This window comes from Thermomonas sp., assembly GCF_019104945.1.
Taxonomy (GTDB): domain Bacteria; phylum Pseudomonadota; class Gammaproteobacteria; order Xanthomonadales; family Xanthomonadaceae; genus Thermomonas.
In genome coordinates, this window is sequence record NZ_JAHRWW010000030.1 from 16,219 (window position 1) to 34,963 (window position 18,745).

Annotated in this window: 19 protein-coding genes, 1 tRNA gene and 1 other RNA gene; 16 read left to right on the plus strand and 5 right to left on the minus strand. The window is 57.6% G+C overall.

The window, feature by feature from the left end; translation table 11 throughout:
* Positions 1 to 12 precede the first annotated feature (12 nt).
* Positions 13 to 756 (plus strand): 3-deoxy-D-manno-octulosonic acid kinase, encoded by a 744-nt coding sequence (locus tag KUL77_RS07765; RefSeq protein WP_297145368.1) that lies wholly within the window; start codon positions 13 to 15, stop codon positions 754 to 756.
* Between the two features lie 33 nt (positions 757 to 789).
* On the opposite strand, the gene ffs is transcribed toward KUL77_RS07765, so the two are convergent.
* Positions 790 to 886, minus strand: an RNA gene (ffs, locus tag KUL77_RS07770) — signal recognition particle sRNA small type.
* Positions 887 to 991: 105 nt separating this feature from the next.
* Here ffs and KUL77_RS07775 point away from each other — a divergent pair.
* The 7 genes from KUL77_RS07775 (at position 992) to KUL77_RS07805 (ending at position 8,352) form a co-directional block, all read left to right on the plus strand.
* Positions 992 to 2,008 carry an AraC family transcriptional regulator gene (locus KUL77_RS07775; RefSeq protein ID WP_297145370.1) on the plus strand — a complete coding sequence of 339 codons (1,017 nt, stop codon included), beginning with the start codon at positions 992 to 994 and terminating at the stop codon, positions 2,006 to 2,008.
* Positions 2,009 to 2,084: 76 nt separating this feature from the next.
* Entirely contained in the window at positions 2,085 to 2,462 is a 378-nt protein-coding gene (locus tag KUL77_RS07780) for a c-type cytochrome (RefSeq protein ID WP_297145372.1), read from the plus strand.
* Positions 2,459 to 3,835, plus strand: a complete 1,377-nt coding sequence (locus KUL77_RS07785) for a D-arabinono-1,4-lactone oxidase (protein ID WP_297145375.1) — start codon at positions 2,459 to 2,461, stop codon at positions 3,833 to 3,835. Before KUL77_RS07780 ends, KUL77_RS07785 begins: the two co-directional genes overlap by 4 nt.
* Positions 3,835 to 5,187, plus strand: a complete 1,353-nt coding sequence (locus tag KUL77_RS07790) for a GH1 family beta-glucosidase (protein ID WP_297145378.1) — start codon at positions 3,835 to 3,837, stop codon at positions 5,185 to 5,187. The genes KUL77_RS07785 and KUL77_RS07790 overlap by 1 nt, the downstream gene beginning before the upstream one ends.
* Positions 5,184 to 6,455: an MFS transporter gene (locus KUL77_RS07795; protein WP_297145380.1), complete on the plus strand. Its 1,272-nt coding sequence runs from the start codon at positions 5,184 to 5,186 to the stop codon at positions 6,453 to 6,455. The genes KUL77_RS07790 and KUL77_RS07795 overlap by 4 nt, the downstream gene beginning before the upstream one ends.
* Before the next feature lie 13 nt (positions 6,456 to 6,468).
* Positions 6,469 to 7,740, plus strand: a complete 1,272-nt coding sequence (locus tag KUL77_RS07800; RefSeq protein ID WP_297145381.1) for a DSD1 family PLP-dependent enzyme — start codon at positions 6,469 to 6,471, stop codon at positions 7,738 to 7,740.
* A 78-nt stretch (positions 7,741 to 7,818) separates the two neighbouring features.
* Positions 7,819 to 8,352 (plus strand): hypothetical protein, encoded by a 534-nt coding sequence (locus KUL77_RS07805; RefSeq protein WP_297145384.1) that lies wholly within the window; start codon positions 7,819 to 7,821, stop codon positions 8,350 to 8,352.
* 131 nt (positions 8,353 to 8,483) lie between these two features.
* Here the strand turns inward: KUL77_RS07805 and KUL77_RS07810 are convergent, their stop codons facing one another.
* From KUL77_RS07810 to KUL77_RS07820, 3 genes are read right to left on the minus strand one after another with little or no spacing between them, the layout of a single operon-like run.
* On the minus strand, positions 8,484 to 9,134 hold the full coding sequence (locus tag KUL77_RS07810; protein WP_297145387.1) for an NADAR family protein: 651 nt from the start codon (positions 9,132 to 9,134) through the stop codon (positions 8,484 to 8,486).
* Positions 9,124 to 10,197 (minus strand): hypothetical protein, encoded by a 1,074-nt coding sequence (locus tag KUL77_RS07815; RefSeq protein WP_297145390.1) that lies wholly within the window; start codon positions 10,195 to 10,197, stop codon positions 9,124 to 9,126. Before KUL77_RS07815 ends, KUL77_RS07810 begins: the two co-directional genes overlap by 11 nt.
* Positions 10,194 to 11,024: a hypothetical protein gene (locus KUL77_RS07820; RefSeq protein WP_297145393.1), complete on the minus strand. Its 831-nt coding sequence runs from the start codon at positions 11,022 to 11,024 to the stop codon at positions 10,194 to 10,196. Before KUL77_RS07820 ends, KUL77_RS07815 begins: the two co-directional genes overlap by 4 nt.
* A 369-nt stretch (positions 11,025 to 11,393) precedes the next feature.
* Here KUL77_RS07820 and KUL77_RS07825 point away from each other — a divergent pair, with 369 nt between their 5' ends.
* The 7 genes from KUL77_RS07825 (at position 11,394) to KUL77_RS07855 (ending at position 16,668) form a co-directional block, all read left to right on the plus strand.
* A complete protein-coding gene (locus KUL77_RS07825) occupies positions 11,394 to 12,626 on the plus strand; it encodes an integrase arm-type DNA-binding domain-containing protein (RefSeq protein WP_297145395.1) in 1,233 nt (410 codons plus the stop codon).
* An 83-nt stretch (positions 12,627 to 12,709) separates the two neighbouring features.
* Complete coding sequence (locus KUL77_RS07830) at positions 12,710 to 13,195, plus strand: hypothetical protein (protein ID WP_297145398.1); 486 nt, start codon at positions 12,710 to 12,712, stop codon at positions 13,193 to 13,195.
* Between the two features lie 80 nt (positions 13,196 to 13,275).
* On the plus strand, positions 13,276 to 13,476 hold the full coding sequence (locus KUL77_RS07835) for a hypothetical protein (RefSeq protein ID WP_297145401.1): 201 nt from the start codon (positions 13,276 to 13,278) through the stop codon (positions 13,474 to 13,476).
* A gap of 1 nt (position 13,477) precedes the next feature.
* Entirely contained in the window at positions 13,478 to 13,792 is a 315-nt protein-coding gene (locus KUL77_RS07840; RefSeq protein ID WP_297145402.1) for a helix-turn-helix domain-containing protein, read from the plus strand.
* A complete protein-coding gene (locus KUL77_RS07845) occupies positions 13,789 to 15,912 on the plus strand; it encodes an AAA family ATPase (protein WP_297145404.1) in 2,124 nt (707 codons plus the stop codon). The genes KUL77_RS07840 and KUL77_RS07845 overlap by 4 nt, the downstream gene beginning before the upstream one ends.
* Positions 15,913 to 15,968: 56 nt before the next feature.
* Complete coding sequence (locus KUL77_RS07850; protein WP_297145407.1) at positions 15,969 to 16,268, plus strand: hypothetical protein; 300 nt, start codon at positions 15,969 to 15,971, stop codon at positions 16,266 to 16,268.
* A 115-nt stretch (positions 16,269 to 16,383) separates the two neighbouring features.
* Positions 16,384 to 16,668, plus strand: a complete 285-nt coding sequence (locus KUL77_RS07855; RefSeq protein WP_297145409.1) for a hypothetical protein — start codon at positions 16,384 to 16,386, stop codon at positions 16,666 to 16,668.
* Positions 16,669 to 16,805: 137 nt separating this feature from the next.
* On the opposite strand, the gene KUL77_RS07860 is transcribed toward KUL77_RS07855, so the two are convergent.
* Positions 16,806 to 16,898: transfer RNA gene (locus tag KUL77_RS07860), tRNA-Ser, on the minus strand.
* A 106-nt stretch (positions 16,899 to 17,004) separates the two neighbouring features.
* Here KUL77_RS07860 and dnaX point away from each other — a divergent pair.
* Positions 17,005 to 18,738: a DNA polymerase III subunit gamma/tau gene (dnaX, locus tag KUL77_RS07865; RefSeq protein ID WP_297145411.1), complete on the plus strand. Its 1,734-nt coding sequence runs from the start codon at positions 17,005 to 17,007 to the stop codon at positions 18,736 to 18,738.
* The last annotated feature ends 7 nt before the right edge of the window (positions 18,739 to 18,745 follow it).

Below are 18,745 nucleotides of genomic sequence, written 5' to 3' on the forward strand. Positions count from 1 at the left end.
ACACTCAAAGGGATGACCGCTTTCGACGCCAACGAACACCTGACGCCGTTTCGAGATGAACGCGGTTACGGGGCGATTTTGTTCGACCGCACCCACTTACGGCAACCCGAGCCAGAATGGTTCGATCCCGCACATTGGGGAGATGCCGCTCAACGTGTGGGAAATGGCGGGCGCGGAGGGGCGTGGTTCGTTGAGTTTAATGAAGGTGATGCGTTTTTGCGTCATTACCTGCGTGGCGGCCTGATGGCAAGGTTTACCTACGACCGTCATCTATGGCAAGGCATCGATCGGGTGCGTAGCTTTGCCGAGTTCCGCTTGTTACGGCAATTGCGCGCAAAAAAACTACCGGTGCCGCTGCCGTTTGCAGCGTGGTATCGGCGCGAAGGGGTGCACTACCGCGCGGCGATCTTAATGCAACGTTTGCAGGGCGTGCGTGCATTGGCTGATCTGGCCACTGAGGGGAATGCGCCGTGGGAGCTGGCGGGGCAGCTGGTGGCCAAGTTTCATCGCGCTGGGCTGGATCATGCGGATCTCAATGCACATAACTTGTTGTTTGATGAAGAAAATCGAGGTTGGATGATCGACTTTGATCGTTCGCGCTTGCGGATACCCGCGACGGGCTGGCGTGAGGCAAACCTGCAACGTCTGCTGCGTTCATTGCAGAAGCTGCGTGGACCGCGAAGTCAGGAGCAGGTGAATGCAGAATTTGCGCAGTTACGCGCAGGCTACGACGCTGCGTGGAAGCTCGGCTACTAGCGCAAAGTAGGAAGAACGTCTGAAAAGGCGGTGGCCCCGCCGGCTGACCTCGGCGCCCGCATCAGTCGATACCGTTGCTGCCTTCCGGCCCTGGCGGAGTTTTCGACCTAGCGTCGCGAGGGGCCGACGGGGCCACCATAGATTTGAGCCGCCTAGTGTACATGGTTTCGCAAAATTTCACCTCGTTGACATTTGCAGATGGATTCGATCTAGGGCTTGGGGTAATTTCTTTTCTATGTCGCGCCGAAAGTTAGATGCCCGCCAATTCGCACCGGAGATCCTGCCGTATCTGCTGGTTAATTTATGCCAACGTGCCGCAGCACTGGGGGTTCCGCCGGTGCGCCTGTGTGCTGGGCTTGGGGTGGATTTGGCGGAGTTGAAGCGCGGCGTGCTGGTGTCCAATCGGCAGGCGTGGCGTATGATTCGCCGCGCACTGCAGCTAAGTGGCCGCGCAGATTTGGGGTTTGAGGTGGGCGTGGGTCAAGACCTCGCCAGCTTTGGTTTGCTTGGTCAAGTGATGGCGGTGGCCAGCACGTTAGACGAGGCGATTACGCTAGGGGTGCGGTTTCATCCAGCCGGTGGCGCGCTTTTGGATATTGAAGCGAGATCGGACAGCGCAGGAATCACAGTAGAGCTGCGGCCGCGTCTGCGTGACCCGCAAGTGGTGATGTTTTTGCTGGAAGAATTTTTAGCCAGTGTGTTGGAATTATTTCGGCGCGAATTGATGCAGCCGCTACGGCTGCAGGCGTTGGAGTTATCGTATCCGCCGCCTGCGCATAGCGAGCGCTATGCCCAGATTCTAGGCTGTATGCCGCAGTTTAATGCGGGGCGAAACGCGTTTTTTATCCATGCAACCGCGTTAAAGCAACCGCTTCCGAAATCGAACCCAGCCCTGTTTGAGACACTGAAAGACCAGCTTGAACAGCACGCTCGACAGGGGGTACTAGATACAGTGGCGGCGGTGAAGCGCCTGCTGGGGCGCGGCGCGGCGGCGCCGCAATCGGTGGCGCAGCTTGCACAGGCTTTGGATTTAAGTGCGCGCACACTGCGCAGACGCTTGGAAGAAGCCGATACATCGTTCCGCGCGCTGCATAACCAGGTGCGCGCAGAGCAAGCACAGGCGTTGTTAGAGCAGGGCGTGACGGTAGCCGAAGCAGGGCGTAGGCTGGGGTTTTCCGACATCCGCACGTTTCGCCGCGCGTTCAAACGCTGGCAGGGGCAAAGCCCAAGCGAAGTGCGCAAGCCCGGCTAAATTGGCCGCAAATAGCCCCTGTTTTTTCGCTGTTCTGCATGGTGCAGTGAGCACGCCGAAGGGGAAAGGGGGTTGTGTGGAAATTTTGAAGTCTGTCGCTGCAGTGCTGTTCTTAGCTGCGGCTGTTTCTGGTTGTGGCCCGCAAGATGCCGCTATGCCTTCTACAGCGCAGCAGGCGAGCGCGGTTGAGGTGGGGTTAGACCCCGCGCTAGAGCCGGTCTATCAGCGCAGCTGCTCTGTATGCCATAGCAATGCCGCAACGACGGGTGCGCCACTGGCGCGTGATCGGGGCGCATGGGCGCCGCGGATTGCCCAAGGGCGCGAGGTGCTACTGGATCACACGATCAACGGGTTTAACGGAATGCCACCGATGGGGGCCTGCGCCGACTGTACGGAAGAGCAATACGTTGCGCTGATCGAATACATGGCGAACGCCAAAATAAAGGACGAATGAGCATGCACGCGAGTCGGCGACAGTTATTGCAGAGCGTTGGCGCGTTAGGGCTACTCAGCCTACTAGGCAGGGGCGAAGCGAAAGGCTTCCGTGCGATGCCGTGGAAGAATTGGTCAGGCGCGCAGTCGTGCCTGCCTGCAGCGCGGGTTGCCCCTGCAAGTGAGGAGCAGCTTGCACAGTTTTTGCGGGCCGCAACAGGAGCCGTGCGCCCAGTAGGCAGCGGGCACTCGTTTAGCGCACTGGTTCCAACCGATGGCAGCGTGCTATCGCTCGGTAATTTGCGCGGCATGATCACGCATGATGCAAAGACATTGCAATCAGAGTGGTGGGCAGGGACGCCGATGTCGCAAATGGGCGCACCGCTAAAGCAGGCGGGGCTTGCGCTTCCCAATATGGCGGATATCGACTACCAAACGCTTGCAGGAGCGATTGCCACCTCCACGCATGGCACGGGGCCGCGTTTTGGCTCGTATTCGGATCAAGTAGTAGGGCTGCGCCTGCTCACCGCCAATGGCGATAGCATCGACTGCAGCGCCCAGCAGCATCCGGAAATTTTTGATGCGGCACGCTGCTCGCTGGGTGCATTAGGTGTGATTACACGGGTGCGTTTGCAAAATCGCCGCGCCTTCAAACTGCATCGCCGCGAGTGGGTGCAGCGGTTTGAAGAGCTGCTCGAGGACATGCCGCGCCTGCTGCGTGAGCACCAGCATTTCGAAATGAATGTGTTGCTGCACGCCGATACCGCCGTTGCCATGACGATGGACGAGACCAAGGATGCACGTGTCATTCCCAAAGAGCCGGGTGGCGATGTGGATAAAGTCGCGCTATTGCAGCGCGTGCATTTGGAATGGAAAAACTCGCCGCGCATCTATGCGGGGATGATCAATTTCTTGGTCAAACACGCGGTGTCTTTTCCGGAGGTGATCGACGATTCCTACAAAGTCTTCGCCAATGTACGCGATGTACGTTTTAACGAGATGGAGTACGAAGTTCCTGCTGAGGCCGGGCCTGCCTGTTTGCGGGAAATTATGGCAAAGGTGCGCAAGAACAAAGTGGATAGCTTTTTCCCGATTGAATATCGCTACGTCAAACGCGATAGCTCCATGCTCTCGATGTTTCAAGGGCGTGATACCTGCGCAATTTCGTTTCATCAGTTCTATCGAATGGATTATCACAATGTCTTTGCGCAGATCGAGCCCATTTTTTGGAAATACGATGGTCGCCCGCATTGGGGAAAATTGCATACATTGAACGCACGTTTGCTTGCGCCGCTGTATCCGCACTGGAAAGACTTTCTCGCGGTGCGTGAATCGCTCGATCCACAAGGAAAATTTTTGAACGCGCATCTGCGCTCTGTCTTGGGGGTTGCCTGATGGCTGGTGCGCAAGGGCCGCAATTCCCACATGATTTTATTTGGGGAGTGTCGGCCTCGGCGTTTCAGATCGAAGGCGCAACTGCGGAAGACGGGCGCGGCGTTTCCGTATGGGATACGTTTTGCCATAAGCAGGGAAGCATTGCGCGAGGTGAACATGCCGACGTTGCCTGTGATCATTATCATCGCTATCAAGAAGACGTTGATCTCATCGCGAATCTCGGTGTTGATAGCTATCGCTTCTCGATTGCATGGTCGCGCGTGCAGCCGGATGGGCAAGGCAAGCCCAATCAGGCGGGGCTCGATTTTTATTCGCGTCTAGTCGATGCGCTCTTGGCGCGCGGCATTCAACCAACCCCCACGCTATACCACTGGGATTTGCCGCAGGCATTGCAAGATCGCGGTGGCTGGCATCATCGTGACACCTGCGCGCGCTTTGCCGATTATGCGGCGATCATGGCCAAGCACTTAGGCGACCGTGTGCCGCGCTGGATCACCCATAACGAGACTTTTGAACATTCGGTGCTTGGTCACGCGCTAGGTGTGCATGCGCCAGGCGAAACAAATGGTCTAGGGATTTTTGACGTGGTGCATCATTTGTTGTTATCGCACGGCATGGCGGTGCAGGCGTTACGCACTCATATTCCTAAAACGGCGCAAGTGGGCATTGCACAAAGCATGCAGCGTGCACGGCCTGCTTCGTGGCGACTGCGCGACCGTCTAGCCGCGTGGATGCTCGATACCGTGCATGACCGCATGCACACCGACCCACTATTGCTTGGGCGCTACCCGCGCGGGCTGGCGCTGTTGCGGCAAGACCGTAGCGCCTTGCGCGAGGGTGACCTTGCGATGATCGCTCAGCCGATTGATTTTCTAGGCGTCAATTTCTACAACCCACAATACGTGCGCGCCACGTCGTTACACAGTGATGTGCCCATTGAAGAGGCTGACCCACCGCCACATTTTGAACGAACTGCGATGGGCTGGCCGGTGGACCCATCGGGGCTGCGCGAGGTGCTCCTTGGGCTGAAGCAGCGCTACGGCGACACACTTCCACCCATTGTCATTACTGAGAATGGCTCCGCGTTCCCCGATGAACTAGATGCACAGGGGCAGATTGAAGACCCGCGGCGCATTGCCTATATGCAGCAACATTTAGAAGTGCTGAAGCAAACGATGGCCGAAGGTGTGGATGTGCGGGGGTACTTTGTCTGGTCTATTTTGGATAATTTCGAATGGGCGGAAGGGTATCGAACGCGTTTTGGGTTGGTGCATGTGGATTTTGAAACTCAAAAGCGCACGCCCAAGGCCTCGTACCGCTGGTATCACAATTGGATTGCGGCGCAGCGATGAGTACGCAAGGAACGCGCGTGCAAGACGCTTTATCCGAACCGCAGCAGCGCGTGGGAAGACGCTTTGTTGCTAGCTATTCGCTCGCGTTTTTAGGGTTGTGGATGGCGTTCTTTGCGCCTATTCAAGTATTACTAGCGCAGCAGATGGAGCAGATTGCACCGCTGCACAAAGAGGCCGCACTTGGTTGGGTAACGGGTGCAGGGGCGCTGGTGGCGCTGCTTGCAAACCCGCTATGTGGCGCGTGGTCGGACCGCACCACGCTGCACTGGGGGCGGCGCAAGCCGTGGAGCCTCTTCGGAATGGCGTTAGGCGCATTGGCGCTGGTGCTTTTAGGTAAGCAAACTACGCTGGTGGGCGTCATCCTGTGGTGGTGCGTGGCGCAGTTTGCGCTTAATGCATTGCTGGCAGCGTTAATGGCCGAACTGCCAGATCAAGTGCCTGTTGCGCAGCGCGCTTCGTGCAGTGCGTGGACAGGTATCACGCAGCCCCTTGGCGTTGTGGTGGGAACACTACTGGTAACAGCTTGCGTAGTGGGAATCAGCCCGGGCTACGCTGCTGTGGCATTAGCGCTACTCGTTTGCGTGCTGCCCTTTTTGCTGCTGGTAGGAAATACCCACTTGCAGCCATCGCAGTTAGCGCCGTGGCGATGGCGCGCATTCTTGCAAGGTTTTTGGGTTCCTCCGCAGCAACACCCGGATTTTTTACGCGCATGGTGTATGCGCTTTTTAGTGCAATTAGGGTCGGCACTCGGCACGCTGTATCTACTGTACTTTTTGCGTGACGCGATTGGCTACGAACGCTTGTTCCCGGGCAAAACGTCGGAAGATGGGTTGATCATTTTGGTTGTGGTGTACACGGCAGGTGTGGTGGTAGGCGCGCTTTTAAGTGGCTATTGGTCGGATCGATCGGGGCGGCGCAAACGCAATATCGTTCTGGGTAGCGCAATGATGGCGCTGGCCGCGCTACTGCTGGGGCTGTGGCCAGATTGGACGGTGGCGATGCTGGCCGCAACCTTGCTTGGGCTTGGCTATGGTATCTACGTGGCCGTGGAGCAGGCGCTGATGTCACAGTTATTACCCGCAGCCAGCGCGCGCGGAAAAGATTTGGGTGTTCTTAATATCGCAAACTCGGCGCCGCAGGTGCTTGGCCCAGCCGTGGCGGCGGTGCTGGTGACGCGGCTGGGTGGCTACCCGGCACTGTATGTTGTCACTGCGCTTGTGACTTTGTTTGGCGGCTTACTGGCGTTGCGCGTGCGCAGCGTTTCGTAGAGGTGTATTGAAGATGAAACGTCGAAATTTTGTATTAGGTGCCGCAGGCTTAGGAGTCGCTGCGCTGTGGTGGGCAAAACCGAGTGACCACGGCGCGCCATATTTACCCTATTTTCGTGCACTGAACGAAGAGCTTAAGCGTAACGGGCCGATGGAGCCTGTGTTGGTGATTGATCTTGATCGCCTCGATCAAAACCTTGATCAGGTCATGCACACGCTTAATTCAGCCAATAAGCACTATCGCATTGTCGAAAAATCGCTGCCTTCGCCAAAACTGATTGACTACATTGCAAAGCGCTCTGGTTCGCATCGATTGATGTCATTCCACCAGCCGTTTCTCAACCATGATGCAGAAATTTTTCCGCATTTTGAAATTTTGATGGGCAAGCCTCTGCCTGTGCAGGCAGCGACGCGTTTCTACCAAGACTTAAAGGGTGAGTTCAACCCTACGAAGCAATTGCAATGGTTATTCGATACACCGCAGCGGTTGTTGGAGTATGTCGAGCTTGCCAAAGGACTTGGAACGACTCTATTGGCGAGTCTTGAGATCGATGTGGGCCTGCATCGCGGCGGTGCGCGCAACAATGCGGAACTCAAGGCCATGCTTGATGTAATCGCTGCGCACCCGCAATACCTAACGTTATCAGGGTTTATGGGCTACGACGCGCATGTGGGCATGGGTGTCCCGCCTATTTTAGGCAGCCCGCAAGAACTACTCGCGAAAGCGATGGTGCGCTACCAAGGCTTTGTCGATTTTGCCCGCAGTGAATATGCGGCACTGTGGCGTGATGGCCTCACACTCAATGCAGGCGGTAGCCCAAGCTATGCGCTGCACGCGGGTGAGGCTTTGAGTAACGATATTAGCGTGGGCACGGCGCTGCTCAAGCCCACCCATTACGATATTGAAACCCTAAAAGCGCACGTGCCCGCTGCGTTTATCGCCACACCTGTATTGAAGAAAGTAGGCCCCATTATGCTGCCTGCCATTGATCAACGCTCACGAATTTTTTCATGGTGGGACCCCAATCAGCGCGAAACCTATTTCACCTACGGTGGCTGGTGGCGCGCCGACTACGAATCCCCCAAGGGTTTGCAGTTCAACGCGCTGTTTGGCCACAGCGCCAACCAAGAAATTGTGAACGGCTCCCCTGCAACGGGGTTAAGCGTCGGCGATCAGGTGTTCTACCGCCCGCAAATCAGCGAATCGGTACTGCTGGAGTTTGGCGATCTCGTCATTTTGCGCGGCGGCAAAATTGTGGACCGCTGGCCGGTGTTTGTGGCATAGCCACTCTGTTTTCACTAGGGTGACATTGAAACCACGTAGGCATATGATTTCCACTTGGCGGATGAGAGGAGGCTTTCCATGCGCGCGTTGCTGATTGTATCGGTGTCTCTTTTACTTGCATCGGCAGTGGGTGGCGTCTCGGCACTTTGCCGAAAGAACACCAACTTTCCCTTGATTGATAAAGGGATGACGCTGGATGAAGTGACCAAGCTGATCGGCAAGCCAGTTAGTGCAGAAAGTGGACCGGAAGACTCTAAGGTTCTGTTTTACTGCCTCGCATCGTCGTTCCTAGATACAGACGGTAGCGACACGCGTGAATACTGGGTCCAGATGATGGGTGGCAAGGTCATTGGCTATGGCGAGCGCAATGACGCCGCTTCTATGCAGCGCGCCCAACGCCAGTACGCCGCAGCATGGGCCAGTGCGAATATGATCGTAAATAGTACAAATCAAGCTGCCGATAGGATGACCTACACGAGCGCACCTGTTGTAAAGACACAAGTTAATGTTCAGCAGAGTACGTTAGTCCAGCCTGTGGCGCCTGCGCCGGAAACTACCCAGCCAGCGAATGGTCAATCAATACCCGATTGGCGCAAATGGAAGCCGTTCTAGCCTTCAGGTGCATTGATTTTTACGTTTGGCAGGTGAGTTCATCCCCGATTTGCTGGACGGCCTCGTGGCCGGGCATATCCACACCTCCCGAGGTTAGCGACTCGTGCTGTGGTGGATTTTCCCGTGATGGGCTAGAGCAGAGGCGGCTGTTCGCCCAGTTCCTGAGGCTCGTCGCTGAAAGTGGTGGCCCCCGGTGCTCCAATCGCTTCAATGGGCTCGCCGTAGAGCGTGAAGTTCGGAATCCGCAGCGGCGGCACGAACCGGAGTTGCTCGTCGGTGTCCTTTTTCAACGCCTCTCTAAGCTCCATGAGGAGGCGACCGAGTACATTTTCGCCCATCAATGTTTCGCCGTCCTGCATGAGGATTGCGCCCCAGTACTCGTCCTTTCTCGACTGCTCAACGATGGGCTTTTCCTTGGTGGCGAGGAGCAGACGACCAAACTCCTTGTAGTGCTGTGCGAGCTTCACTCTCAAGCACCAGCGCATCACCTTGTGACGAACGTTATCCCAATCGCTTCGGGTGGCCCTTCTGTGGGGCTTCCCCTTCATCTTCGCGGTCATCGGGCTGTGTTGCGCAATGATCTCCCGTTGCACGTCGGGCAGGTCGGGGAATCGACATGCTTGGTAGAGCGCCTCACTTGTTGGAACCCTGAACCCGTTGATACGCAGGGGGAAGCCTGCGGCCATGTTGGACAAACCGCCGAAACTCTCCTTTGTCTTGTGAACCACCACAGATTCAGAGCGGAGATACTCGCGAAGGTTTTTGTTTGTCTCAGAAATCATCTGGCTTACCGAACACATTTTCAGCGGATGCGTATGTCTTTCTTGGAAGGAGGGGGTACCAGCTAAACGGGCCAGTTTTTGCATCGGGATCGCCCCACCAAAGCGCCAGCGGGCAATTGTTTGGACAGTTCCTGTAAGTCGCTATTAGCGATCCGAATCCTACTCCGAACATGCTGAAGCCGAGTGGGCGAAGCACGCTTTTTGGGTTTGCGATTTTGCCTCTGATCTTGACTCCCGCGATCAAGAACTCTTGTTCCAGCACCTGCCTCCCTTCCTCAGAAGAGAAGAACATTGTCTTTCCGCCGGGTTGTCTCAATTGGTGGGGATAGCGCTGCTCGCTGGCGACGTAGGCTTGGACTTCCGGTATGGCCGGAATACTCGAAGGCCACAGTACATCGGAGGTGTATTTCCAATACGCTTGATTCTGAACTTCAAGAATCCGCCAAAAGTTGACGGTTATGTCTTTCTTTGAGTCTGCAATAGCTTTCTTCAGGCGCTTGCTACTCAGGTAGTACTGCCCTCCAGTGTGGAAGGCGATCAAGATAATTTGCACTACCGCTTTCTTCGGGGCGTCGTTGGCGATCCACTTTTCAAGGTCGCTTGCGATTCGGTTGCCGGAGAAAAGAACATCATCAAGATAGATGAAATCGCCATTCGCCGATCCGCATTTTGCGATATCCAGATTGAATTGCGCCTTGAGACGCTCGCCAAGCAAGGCAGTCATATGCTTCTGACTTTGGCCGTCTTGTTGGATGCGAAGAAAATTAGACGCGGCCCAATAGGCGGCGGGATTACTTCCAACCAAGTTCGTGTGAGGTAAAAGCTCATCGAAGAACGTGACCACGTCCGAACTCTCGACGAAAGAGTGTCGGATCACATGATCGAATTCGCGCAAGAACGGAAGTTGTTGGTCTGGCGAGAATTGACTGGCCCAGCGGTCAACATGAGCAGGAGTAGGCGGCGGAATCTCGCCTTCCCTGTAGGTGCGGATGCTATGGGCAATCGAGGCTAGTAGATCGTTTCTCTCAGTCATCTTGCTGTCCCCCCCGGCAGCTTCGTTCACTTGGATTTCTTTGTCGCCTTTGGCTTGTCCAGCTTTTTCATTTCACGGTCAACTTTCTTGAGGCGCTTCTGGACGCCCTGGACGTCCTCCTCAATAGCGAGGTGCTCAGGCGCGGTGCCGCTGTTCTGAATCATCATGCGGCGCACTTCGCTACCTACGTCTTGTGCGGTGCGCTGTAGGCTGTTCAGCCCGCTGACGTTCTTGCTCTTGATTCGTGCTGCTGTCTGCGTCACGCGGAACAGGTTGCCGGCAAGCTCCTCCAACCCCATGAAGTCATACAAGGTCTTGCCTTGTGGCATCCCCTTGAGGGCTTGGAGATCGCGCAGGCTCATGTTGTACATGCCGCGAAAGCCGGCGTCCTTGAAGATGCCGAACTCGGTGGTTTGCAGTCCGCCATCCCGCGCAGCACCGGTCATGGTCTTTTCGGCGATCTTGAGGTCCTCGCGAGTTTCGAGGCGAGCGAGATCCGCAGATTCGACACGCTGTTGGATGAGGGTGTCTGCGATGGCGGCAAGCGCGGCCTTCGCTTCCGCGACCTCCTGTTTCTTCGAGTCGGCCGTCATGGACACCAGCAGGCACGCAAAGCGTGTGAGCCGATACGTCTTGACGATTTTCCCGCCTTCGATCACTTCTTCGCGGGTGAATGCTTCGGTCGGATCGAGCCCGAGGCGAGTGCAGGACCCCATCGCTTTGGTGATAACGCCTTGGAACGATTGCCAAGAGTCGTATCCAAGCCAGCCCATGAGCTGATGGGCGTACCAGAAGCGGGAATCGCCGCCGTCGTGAGCGCTATCCTCGAATGCCTGAAGCGAGAAGTTTGTCGTCATCGGTTTGCTGCCATATATGCTGAATGCATCATAGGACAGCGCCCAAGAACTTGCAGCGGCTGGGCAACAAAAAGGCCACCCTTCGGGAGGCCCTTTCACCCATCTAGCCCAGCGCATCAGGCGTAGCAGATGTTTTAGGAGGGTAGTTCCGGAACCACTTGGCCGGAGCCTCTAGCTATTGGATAACTGGCGGAGAGAGGGTCTGCCTAAGTAGCGTTTTTCCTAGTCCGTGCCGATTTTTCATTAAATGCTTAAAGCCGCTACGTGCCTACGTTGTAGAGATAATTAGTCCGCAAGCGTCCATTGCGTGCCGTCCGTGACTTTGGTAAAAAGTATGGGACAAAGTATGGGACAGAGGTTAGGCGGACGATGGCAAAGAAGCTGGAAAAGCTGGTGGCCAAGCACCTGTTGAAGCTGCCGCCAGCCATGCACAACGACGGCGCGGGGCTGTATCTGCTGGTGCGGGAGACCGGCTCGCGCGTTTGGATTTTTCGCTACCGCGACCGCGTGACCGGCAAGCTACGCGATAAGGGGCTGGGATCGCTCAATGACATCACGTTGGCCCAAGCCCGCGTGGAAGCCAACAAGCTGCGCACTGCACTGCAAACGGGCGTTGACCCCATTCAATCGCACCGTGAGGCCGTCCAAGCGGCCCGCGTGAAGCGCGCCAAAGAAAAGACCTTCGGCGACTGTTGCGCGGCCTATATCAAGGCGCACAGGCCGGGCTGGCGTAATGCCAAACACGCGCAACAATGGCGCAACACGTTGGACGCCTACGCCGCCGACCTGCTGCCGCTGCCCGTCAATGAAATTGACACCGACCTAGTGCTGAGTGTGCTGGAACCGATCTGGGCAACGAAAACAGAGACCGCGACGCGCGTCCGTCAACGTATTGAAAGCGTGCTGGACATGGCCAAGGCGCGCGGGCTGCGACGTGGCGAAAACCCGGCCCGTTGGCGTGGACACTTGCAAAACCTGCTGCCGGAGGTGGCGAAGGTGAAAACAGTCATACCACGCGCGGCATTGTCGTATGAGGATATGCCCGCGTTCTGGCAAGACCTGAGCAAGCGCAATACGCTGGCCAGTTTGTCCCTGCGGCTGCAAATCCTGACCGCGACGCGGCCCAGTGAAGCCGTCGGCGCGCGCTGGGAGGAAATCGACTTGAAGGCGAAGCTATGGACGATTCCGGGTGAGCGCATGAAGGCGGGCAAAGAACATCGAGTGCCGCTATCCGATGCGCTTGTCACCATGCTCGAGGCGATGCCGCACCGTGATGGTGCGCTCTTTCCGGGTGGTGGTCGCAATCCGACGTTGACCACCGACGCCGCGCAAAACCTTGTGAAGGCAATGCGGCCGGGGCTGACCGCGCACGGGTTCCGTTCCACGTTTCGCGACTGGACGGGCGACCAAACCGCCTACCCGCGTGACGTAGCGGAAATGGCGCTGGCCCATGCGATCAAAGACAAAACCGAAGCCGCCTACCGTCGGCGTGACATGCTCGAACGCCGCGCGCGCCTAATGCAGGATTGGGCGACGTACTGCACCCAAGGCCCGGCGCAATCTGGCACCGTGACACCGATCCGCAAGCAGGCGACCGCCTGACCGAACACCCGCACCTAGCCCGACGGGGCGAAAACGCCGTTCACCCTGCGGCGCTGGTGCGGGAACTTTTCAGGGGCGCGAGGGTGAGCGATATGGCGATTACGCCGCTACTCAATCTTTACGATGCACAGGGCGGTGTGGAAGGCGCTGGTCGCGCACTGTGCGCCGAGATTGCCGACCGACTTAGATACGGTGCGCTGGACAAGGAAGGCTTAGAGCTTGTTGTAAGTATGTTTGAGCGTGTTGCTGCTGGTGAAGATGCCAACGTGGTTCTACTTGTCACGCGCACGCACCGGCCCAAGAAGAGCGGGCGCGACCTCTGGATATGGCAACGGGTTTGCGAACTACTGGAAGAAAAAATGCGGCCCAGTGATGCGTATCGGGTTGTTGCCAGCGAGTTGGAGACATATGGCGAGCCCGTTGAAGCCAAAACTGTGAAGAACATCTTCCTGCGATACCAAGCTGGCGAGAGATGGCTAAACACCGAATATGGCGAGCCCATTGATGCCAAAGCCGTGAAGAAAAGTTTCCTGCGGTACTGGGATGACGCCAAGCCGAGGGGCGAATAGGCCCGAAAAGGTAGGGAGACTTACTCGGGCATATTCGAGGGTATGCAATCCATCCGTCCATAAGGATAGGAGTGGATTAAATGCAACCCGAAGCAATCCCGACTTATCGGCCGCTAGTCACGGCTTGCGCGGAACACGGCATTAGCCGATCCGTTGCGTTCGAGCTGGCCAAGTCTGGCCTGTTGGCGACGTTCACCATAGGCGCGAGGCGCTATGTCTATCTGGACAGTCTGCGCACCTTGCCGGAACGGCTGGCGGTTGAAGCCGCAAAGGCGGCCTGACATGACCGCACAAAAACAAAACCCGCACGGGCTAGGTGCGGGCTTGTGCAAGCTGTCGAGCGAGGCACAGGCCAAGCATAGCAAATCAACGGCCACAAAAGCGCAGCAAGCCCGCGTGTTGGCGTTGTTGCGTGAAACGCCATGCTCAACGGCTGAATTACGCAAGCACGGCATCTTTTGCCCTGCGCCGCGTGTTCTGGAGTTGCGCGCACAAGGGCATGTAATTCTGACCGCACGCGAAACCTACACCGACGAAAACGGCTATCACCACCGCAACGCTGGCCGCTATGTGCTGCTACGGGAGGCGGAAGCATGAACGTCAACCTGCAAAATTACGCCGCGATTTATCAGGCGGCAGGGTTTATTCCGCTGCCGATTCTGCCAAACAGCAAGCACCCGGCCTGCAAGGGCTGGCAGGCTGGCACCGCACCGGAGGCGTTCGCATCGCATCGCGGCAATATCGGGTTGACCTTTGGTGCTGGCCTTTTCGTGCTGGATGTTGACGTAAAGAACGAAGCCAATGGGTTGGCCACACTTGAAGGGTTAGAGGCCAAGTATGGTGAACTACCGGCGACACTGACCGCTGAGACTCCAAGCGGAGGGCGTCATATCGTTTTCAGGAAGCCCGAAGGCGTGATGCTACGCAATCGCGTAGGCGTTATGCCGGGGTTGGACGTGCGCGCGGTTGGCGGCTTCATCGTGGCCGAACCGTCAATGCTGGACGGCAAGAACTGGCACTGGAACGACTGGCAACCCGATACGGGCGAATTGCCGGAGATTGCCGACGCGCCACAATGGTTGCTTGCTGCTATTTCCAAGCCCGCACCAGAGGCCGCAGAACGCGCTGCAAGCGCCAATGCTGGCATTACCGACGCTTACACCACGCGCGCGCTGGAACGCGCCACAAGCGCCGTTCTAAGTGCTGCTGAGGGTGCGCGTAATGACGTACTCAACGCCGCCGCCTACGGGCTTGCACGGCTGGCCGCTGCTGGGCGGTTAGATTGGGGTCAGTGTGATCATGTATTGACCCGTGCCGCGCGTGCTGCTGGGCTTGATGATGGCGAGATTGCAGCCACACTCGCCAGCGCCTACGCGGCTGGAGTGGCTTCACCGAATCATGAAGGTGAGCCGGACACGGGCGAGGAAGCGGAACCGTTGCTGCTGCCGGTATCGGTTGGCGACGTGCTAACCAATCCAAGCCAGCCGCCGCGTTTCGTGTGGGGCCGGTATCTGCCGCGTGGTGTGGTGGCGCTGCTGGGCGCGCATGGTGGCACTGGCAAGAGCACCATTGCGCTAATGCTGGCGGTTGCCGTGGCCAGCGGGCAGGAATTGTTCGGCATTGAAACCGAACGCTGCCGCGTGCTGTTTGCGAGCTTCGAGGATGGCGGGGCAATCGTTCGCCACCGGCTCGAGACAATCTGCAAGGAATGGTTCATTGAACCGGCAGAGCTTGAAGGGCATTTGGTCATCGTGGACGGCACCGAATCGCCGGAGTTGTTCACCACCACCGCGCGCGATGTGGGGAGCGTAACGCCAACCTATACCCAGTTGGAGGCGATGGCCGAAGGGGCTGGGCTGGTGATCGTGGACAACGCCAGCGACACATTCGGAGGTGATGAAATCAACCGGCGGCAGGTGCGCGCGTTCATGCGTTCACTGGGGCGCATTGCCAAAGCGAATGATGCTGCTGTGCTGCTGTTGGCGCATGTGGACAAAAACACCAGCCGGGCAGGTAAGGCGACCAATGGCGAGGGCTATAGCGGCTCAACGGCATGGCATAACAGCGCGCGTTCGCGGTTGTTCATGGTGCGCGATGAATCGGGCGAGCTGAAGCTATCGCACCAGAAAACGAACTTCGGGAAGGTTCACCCGCCGCTGCTGCTGGATTGGCCAGAGGATGGCTTGCCGCAGTTGTCCCATGCGCAACCTGGCCCTGCTGCTGCCGATTCTGGTCTGCTGGCTGAGTTGGACACGCGCGCGCTGTTGGCACTGATTGCCGAGTTTTCCGAACGCGGCGAACACGTCACCACCGCCACCACCAGCCGCACCCATGCGGCCAAGCTGCTGGCCAGTGAGCCAACCTTCCCAAGGAGCCGAAAGCCTGCCGAGGTGTTTACCTTGCTACGCGAGGCGGAAAGGCGGGGCCACCTTGCCCGCGTGAATGTCACGATGGAAAACCGCAAGCAAAAAGAAGTTTGGGAAGTCACCGCCGAAGGTCGGGCGTTTGCTTGGCTTGCGCCGACTGCGCCGACTGCGCCGACTTCACAAGTGGATGCACTAGGCGCACTGGACGCAGAGAAGTGCGCCGACTGCGCCGACTTCGAAGCGGGGGTTATAGGGGGAAAAGAGAGCGCACAAGTCAGCGCAGAGGTGAGCGCACCTACAAGCAAGAAACCCGGCAAGACGAAGGCCAAACATTCCAAATCGCCAGCCTGAAACTGCAACACCAATCCCGACGTGAGTCGGCATATCCCAAAGAAGGAAACAACACAATGGAACACAAAACCAATGGCACCGATCCAGATCCAGATACCGACGCAACGCCTTGGCTTATGTCGGCAGATGATTGGGCCAATCAGCCGCCGCCTACGTGCGCACAGGAGGCCGCAGAGCTTGCGCGCGATGCTTCCAGCTACTTGGATAGCGGGAACTATGAAAGCGCCGCATGGCGGCTTGCAGATGCCTTAACGTTGATTGCCAAAAAGTGTGTACCTGCTGCCGCTGGTATTGGCACCTACACCGGCAGGGGCGCAAGGTTGGACGTTGATCCAGCCCAAGGGTTCAAGCGATAAGGCTAACCGCTGCCGCTGGTGCCGGGGGGCGTCTAAATAATTCCAATCGATCAGCGCCGGAAACCGCGCCGGGTTCCCATTTAGAGATTTTTCCCTATAAAAAGAAAGGGGTAATATGACGAAATCAAGAGAACAACACGGTGGCAAGCGTGCGGGCGCTGGACGCAAGCCGGTTCCGCCGGTATCAGTTGAGGGTGCGCCGGATATGCTGGCCTTGTTGCAGGACATTGCACTAGGGAAGGTGGACGCGAGTCCTAATCAGGTAAAGGCGGCTATTGCGGCGATTCGGTACACGCATGAACCCGTGAGCCCAGCGAAGAAGAAACAGCCTGCGGAAGATTCCGACGATCCGTTTGGCTTGTCGCTGAGGTGGCCGTTCGGCGAGGCTGAGGCGGAATAGCGCTGGCGAATCTGAGGTGTGGGCCGTGGTGGACTAACTCTCGAGGGTGACCCGCGCCCAAGGTATGGGACAAAGTATGGGACGGGGTCATACGGGAAACAAAAACCCCGCAAAAACGCGGGGTTAGTGGTGGTGTCTGGCGGAGAGAGGGGGATTCGAACCCCCGAAGCGCGGTTTAGACGCTTACACACTTTCCAGGCGTGCTCCTTCAACCACTCGGACACCTCTCCGGAACCGCGCATTCTAGCCGGGTCTGTGGCGCTGCACAACAAAAATTTGTCGTGAAGTTACGGGAGGGTAAAGCAGAAAAGCGGGTGGTCATGCCACAATGGCGGCATGTCTTATCTCGTGCTTGCCCGTAAGTGGCGCCCCAAGCGTTTTGCCGAACTCGTTGGCCAAGAGCACGTTGTGCGTGCGCTCACCAATGCCTTGGAAACCGGGCGCGTGCACCACGCCTTCTTGTTCACCGGTACCCGAGGGGTGGGTAAAACCACCATTGCGCGCATTTTTGCCAAGAGCCTGAACTGCGAGCGTGGCACCGGCGCTGACCCTTGCGGCGAGTGCGAAACCTGCCAAGCCATTGACGCCGGGCGCTATATCGATCTCTTAGAAATCGACGCCGCCTCCAATACGGGTGTGGACAACGTCCGTGAGTTGATCGAAAACGCCCAATACATGCCGTCACGCGGGCGTTATAAGGTCTATCTAATCGACGAAGTGCACATGCTCTCGAAAGCAGCGTTCAACGCGCTGCTGAAGACGCTAGAAGAACCGCCGGAGCACGTCAAATTCCTGTTTGCCACTACCGACCCGGAAAAGCTACTGGTAACAGTGCTCAGCCGCTGCCTGCAGTTCAATTTGAAGCGTTTGGATGAAGCGCAGATTCGCGGGCAAATCAGCAAAATTTTGAATGCTGAAGGGATCGAGGCCGATGACGATGCAATCGCGCAGCTGGCTAAGGCAGCCGACGGCAGCCTGCGCGACGGTCTTTCATTGCTCGATCAGGCCATCGCCTATGCGGGCGGCAAGCTCGATGGCGCGGTTGTGGCTTCGATGCTGGGTACGGTGGACCGCACTCGCATTCAAGCCCTGCTTGCGGCACTGGCCGATGTTGACGGCGCGCGCCTGCTGAACGAGGCGGCACAGTTGGCCGAATTTTCGCCCGATTGGGCCAGCATTTTGGACGCGTTCGCGTTGGCGCTGCACCGCATCCAAGTCAAGCAGCTGGTGCCCGATATGGACGTGGGGAGCGATGCGATTGACGTTGAAGCGCTCGCTGCGGCATTGCGTCCGGAACTTGTGCAGCTTTGGTATCAAATGGCGCTCAATGGCCGCCGTGATTTGGCCTATGCACCGAGCCCGCGTAGCGGGTTTGAAATGACACTGCTGCGGATGCTGGCCTTCCGCCCGGAAGCAGCGGCGCAGCGAACAATGCCAACGCAAGCAGCCGCGCAAGCCAGTGCACCGCAAGCTCCTCCGCAAGCAGTACAGCAGGTGCGCAATGAGGCCGCGGCGCGCGCACGCGCGGTGTTTGAAGAAAGTAACGCGGCCGCGCCTTCGCGCCCAGCCCCAACGCCCCCAACATCCGTTGCGGCCCCGCCACCAACGCCTGTTACAGCGGTTCCAACATCCGCGCCCATCTTGGCACCAACACCGGTGGCGAGTGGGTTGCTGGTCACAGACTCTGAGCACTGGCTGGAACTGGTGGCAGCCAGTGGGTTGAAAGGGCCAGCAAAATTATTGGCCGACAATTCAGGCTTTATTGCGCATAGTGAGGGCGTACTGCGTCTGTCACTGACACCCGAGCAAGAACATCTAAAGTCACCGAGTTTGGTGCTTCAGCTGTGCGATGCCATCGGCCAGCAGCTTGCTGGCCAGGTGCAGATTCGGTTCGAAATTGGCCAGTCGCGCGGCGAAACCGCCAGTGGGCGGCAGGCGCGTGAACGTGTTGCGAAGCAGTCTGGTGCGGAGTCTGGATTTATCGCCGAACCTGCCGTGCAGCGGCTGATGCAACAGCACAGCGCGCAGCTTGTGCCCGATTCAATACGCCCCCTAGACAACGAACGCTAGGCGGCTT